The organism is Priestia sp. 3CA3 (assembly GCF_056836725.1).
This window is the reverse complement of sequence record NZ_JBXENJ010000034.1, coordinates 1-2482: the sequence shown is the minus strand read 5'-3', so window position 1 is coordinate 2482 and position 2482 is coordinate 1. Positions and strand designations below refer to the sequence as shown.

The 2482-nt window shown below is 37.8% G+C and carries 2 protein-coding genes; both read right to left on the bottom strand.

The features are described from left to right. Nucleotides 1–45 precede the first annotated feature (45 nt). Nucleotides 46–804, bottom strand: coding sequence for an IS21-like element helper ATPase IstB (gene istB / locus AC1VNJ_RS26780; protein ID WP_251441223.1), 759 nt, complete (start codon nucleotides 802–804; stop codon nucleotides 46–48). Beyond that, nucleotides 801–2348: an IS21 family transposase gene (istA, locus tag AC1VNJ_RS26775; RefSeq protein ID WP_482641631.1), complete on the bottom strand. Its 1548-nt coding sequence runs from the start codon at nucleotides 2346–2348 to the stop codon at nucleotides 801–803. The genes istB and istA overlap by 4 nt, the downstream gene beginning before the upstream one ends. Nucleotides 2349–2482 lie beyond the last annotated feature (134 nt).

Genomic DNA, 2482 nt, shown 5'->3' with positions numbered 1-2482 from the left:
TTGTAGACGTCAAGTCGATTTTTACATTTTTTGCTTATTCACTTTTTACACTTCTGCTGAAAATACACTTTTTCGATGTTTCATTCGATAACTATCTCCATCCATATGAATGACTTCTACACGATGGAGTAAACGATCTAAAATTGCAGTAGTAATTCCTTGATCTCCCATTAGTTCACCCCACTGTTCAGGGCTTTTATTGGATGTAAGAATGATAGAACTTCGTTCATACAAATGATTAATTAAATGGAAAAACAAATTTGCTTCTCGCTGATCCATTGCCATGTACATTAAATCATCAATGATAATCAGATCGGCGTCTCTTAATCGCTTTAGCTGCACTTTCGATTTGTTTAGAAACTCTTCCGTTTTTAAAAGATGAATAAGCTCACCCATAGTTACGAAATAGGCGTTGAAACCTCTGTGAATAGACTCAACCCCCAAACCAATCGCTAAAAATGTTTTACCAACGCCTGGCGGTCCCAATAAAATTAAATTATACTGCTGCTCAAGCCAGTTTAGCTCTGCGAGCTGGGTCAATTGACGTCCCGTTAAAGTTGTTTGCTCTTCTAAATTAAATTCACTTAATGACTTCACGTAAGGGAAGTGCGCCCACTTCATTCTTCTTTCTAAACTCTTTACTTCGCGTTTTCTAAGTTCGTAACGCGTAATCGATTCAAGAAATTCTAAATATGTCCAAGAAGATTTTTCAGCCTCACGTAGGAGCTTTGGTAGCTCCTCAGCTGTTTCGGATAACCTTAATTGGCGAAAGTGTTCCTGCAAGTCATTTACAGTCTTATTCACTGTGGGTCACCCCCTAAAATACTTGTGTAAGCAGTAAGGGAGCGAGTTGTCACTGTAATGTTGTCTTTACCTGAATGTTTTATAAAGGGAGGCTTAACCTTTTGGGTACATTCAGTTTGTAATGCATTTTGGTGGTTTGCGATATCTCGAAAGTCATTGGCGCTGTAAAGTTTATCTATGATGCATTTAGTCAAGGTTGCTTCAATCCACATTGGATATTTCTCAATGGTGTTTTGAATGATTATGAGCTGATCACGCCGATACCGTGGGTATCTTAAACAAATTTCATTTAAATAAGAAGTTGCACGTTTCTGATCTTCAAAATGTGAAACCAGTTGTTGCTTAAATTCTTCAATACCTTTTGAGCGATCCCGGATATGATGTAGATGTTGAATAAGCTTTCCCTTTTCATTACTAATGCTGTGTTCAGCAATTACTTCTCCATCTAACTGTTTACGGATAATCAGCGTTGGCGGTTGGCTCGAAGTGACTTCAATAAAAACCTCATTATCAGAGGCTGCACTATACGTTCCGAGAGGAACGGAATAACGGTTTGATTTAAACCGTATTGTATTGTCCTTACTAATATTCCTTGTTATACTTGGGGTAATGACGCTTTCATATGAGAGTGGTGAAGAGACCGGCTGTAAGTGTTGCTTTTCGACGGGGAACACTTCAGCTGGTCTTTTTTTCGTTGTCTGATGAACATGTTGATTTCCAGTGCGATGTAACCACTGTAATGCACGGTTATTCCAATCTTCAATATTGCTAAATACTCGGCTATCTGCGAAATTTCCCTTTATGTACTTTACAACGTTCTCAATCATTCCTTTTGATTCTGGGTCTCCCTTACGACATAAATGAACTTTAAACTTACGCTCATTTACATAGCTTTGAAATTCAGAAGTTAAAAGTAGCTGACCTGAATTTTCACTTACTGTAATTAAACGATCCTGATCATACACAATTTCTTCTGTACGTCCTCCGTAAAATTGAAATGCATTTTCATGACATCGAATGGCATCATTTGTTGTAAAAGGCCGGTCCTGCCACTCCATGTATTTGTATCGAGAGTGAGCTAAGACAAAAGCGATGAAATATAGTTTAATTTCATTCTTTTCAGTTGTCTTCTGTTTCGTTTCTCCCCAATCCACCTGGATTTGCTTACCCATGGGTTGTTCAGGGATTGCTTCATATTGCCGAATTATTACTTTTTTCTCAATCTGATAAATCTCCCGCATCTCTTTCACATAGGCTCTTACTGTACTCTCGCCAACAACTAAATCGGGATAACGCTCTAAAAGCCAATCGTGGATTTGTGCTGCACTGAGATGAGGGTATTCTTCAAGCCAAGCGATAATCCAATCCCTGTAGGGATCCAACTTCTTACCTTTGCCTTGAAGCTGTTCCATGTATGCTTTTGTCTCTTCAAACGTCATTTTTAAATATTTATAAACGGTTGGTCTTGATACTTTGAGCTCCTGTGCAATTTGAGATACTTTAAACTTCCGTTGATGTAATTGTTGAATATTTAAATAAAGCATTAGCTTCTCCTCCAAAACGCTGTCCCCCCAGTAAAATAACATCTTCTATTATTTTACTAGAGTTCTAGCTTATTGAAGCAAAAGTGTAAAATTACGTTGAGCAAAAACTGTCAATTATATTCTAGCGTTTACAC

Bases quoted from the DNA above. Each gene is read 5' to 3' on its own strand.
- istA (WP_482641631.1), bottom strand. From the start codon at position 2,348: ATGCTTTATTTAAATATTCAACAATTACATCAACGGAAGTTTAAAGTA.